A 1,333-nucleotide genomic window follows, 5' to 3' on the forward strand; every position below is an offset into this window, starting at 1 on the left:
GCGTGGGGGTGGGGGACGGGCGGTGGCCGTCCGCACCCGGGGTTTTGCCGGCGTCCTTGGAGGGAGTCGCGAAGGAGATCAGACCGCCCGGGGCCGAGCTGCCGAGGGTGGTCGGCTCCGCCGCCTCGCGGGCCGGAACGCCGGACTCGTTCTCCAGCACGGTGACGGCCGTGACGCAGGCGGTGATCGTGGCCAGGGCGAGGGCGCCTGCCAGCCAGAGCCGTCGGGTTCCCGGTGCCCGGGTGGTGTCCGGGGCCCAGCCGCTCTCCCACGGGCGGTCCAGTGGGGGCCGGGACTTGTCTTTCGGCATGCTCTGTTTCCTCCGGCGGGCGCCCTTGACGGCGGTGCAGTTGTGGTCGCCCGGTGTGTGATCGGTGACACCGTAGTGGACCAGGGGGATCACTGGGAGGTCTTTGTTGAAAGCGATATCTCTTGCCTCGCTGCGTACGGGTGTACAGGTCATGTGTACGCTCGTACACATGGGTTATCTGCTGCTGGCCGCGGCCATCGCCGCCGAGGTGGGCGCGACCACCGCCATGAAGTACAGCGACGGCTTCAGCCGACTCGGGCCCTCGCTGCTCACGCTCCTCGGCTATCTCGTCTCCTTCGCGCTGCTCGCGCAGACGCTGAAGACCGTCTCGGTCGGAACGGCCTACGCGATCTGGGCAGGCGTCGGCACCGCGGCCATCGCGACGATCGGGATCGTCTACCTGGGGGAGGGGATGACCGTCACCAAGGCCGCCGGGATCGCCCTGATCATCATCGGTGTCGTGGTGCTTAACCTGGGAGGTGCCCACTGATGCCCCGGCGCTACGACCCCGAGCGGCGGCAGCGGATCATCGACGCGGCGATCCGGGTCGTCGGGGCGAAGGGCATCGCCGGGCTGAGCCATCGCACCGCCGCCGCGGAAGCCGATGTGCCGCTCGGCTCGACGACGTACCACTTCAAGACCCTCGACGAACTGCTGGTCGCCGCCCTGCGGCAGGCCAACGAGGGCTTCGCCAAAGTCGTCGCCGGGCGCGGCGCGCTGGAGGATCCCCGGACCGATCTGGCCGCCGAACTCGCCGCGTGGATGGGGGAGTGGCTCGCGGGTGACCGCACGGGCGTCGAGCTGGAGTACGAGCTCTACCTCGCCGCCCTGCGCCGGCCCGCCCTGCGGCCCGTCGCCGCCGAGTGGGCCGAGGGACTCGCCGAGCTGCTGTCCCGGCGTACGGATCCCGTGACCGCGCGGGCGCTGGTGGCGGTCGTCGACGGCATCTGTCTCCAGGTGCTGCTGACCGGGGTGCCGTACGACGAGGCGTACGCCCGGGAGGTGCTGGGGCGGGTGGTGGCG

At 71.1% G+C, this 1,333-nt stretch carries 2 protein-coding genes and 1 pseudogene; 2 read left to right on the forward strand and 1 reads right to left on the reverse strand.

What is annotated here, in order from left to right; translation table 11 throughout:
• A pseudogene (locus tag CA983_RS43725) lies at positions 1–310 on the reverse strand (AbfB domain-containing protein); the annotation flags it as partial.
• A gap of 169 nt (positions 311–479) precedes the next feature.
• Between CA983_RS43725 and CA983_RS43730 the strand changes: the two are divergent.
• Positions 480–800, forward strand: a complete 321-nt coding sequence (locus CA983_RS43730) for a DMT family transporter (RefSeq protein ID WP_086606119.1) — start codon at positions 480–482, stop codon at positions 798–800.
• Positions 800–1,333 (forward strand): TetR/AcrR family transcriptional regulator (locus CA983_RS43735; RefSeq protein ID WP_086606120.1); only part of this gene is annotated, 534 nt, incomplete at its 3' end. The genes CA983_RS43730 and CA983_RS43735, both read left to right, overlap by 1 nt.

It is taken from the genome of Streptomyces swartbergensis, assembly GCF_002148965.1.
Lineage (GTDB): Bacteria > Actinomycetota > Actinomycetes > Streptomycetales > Streptomycetaceae > Streptomyces > Streptomyces swartbergensis.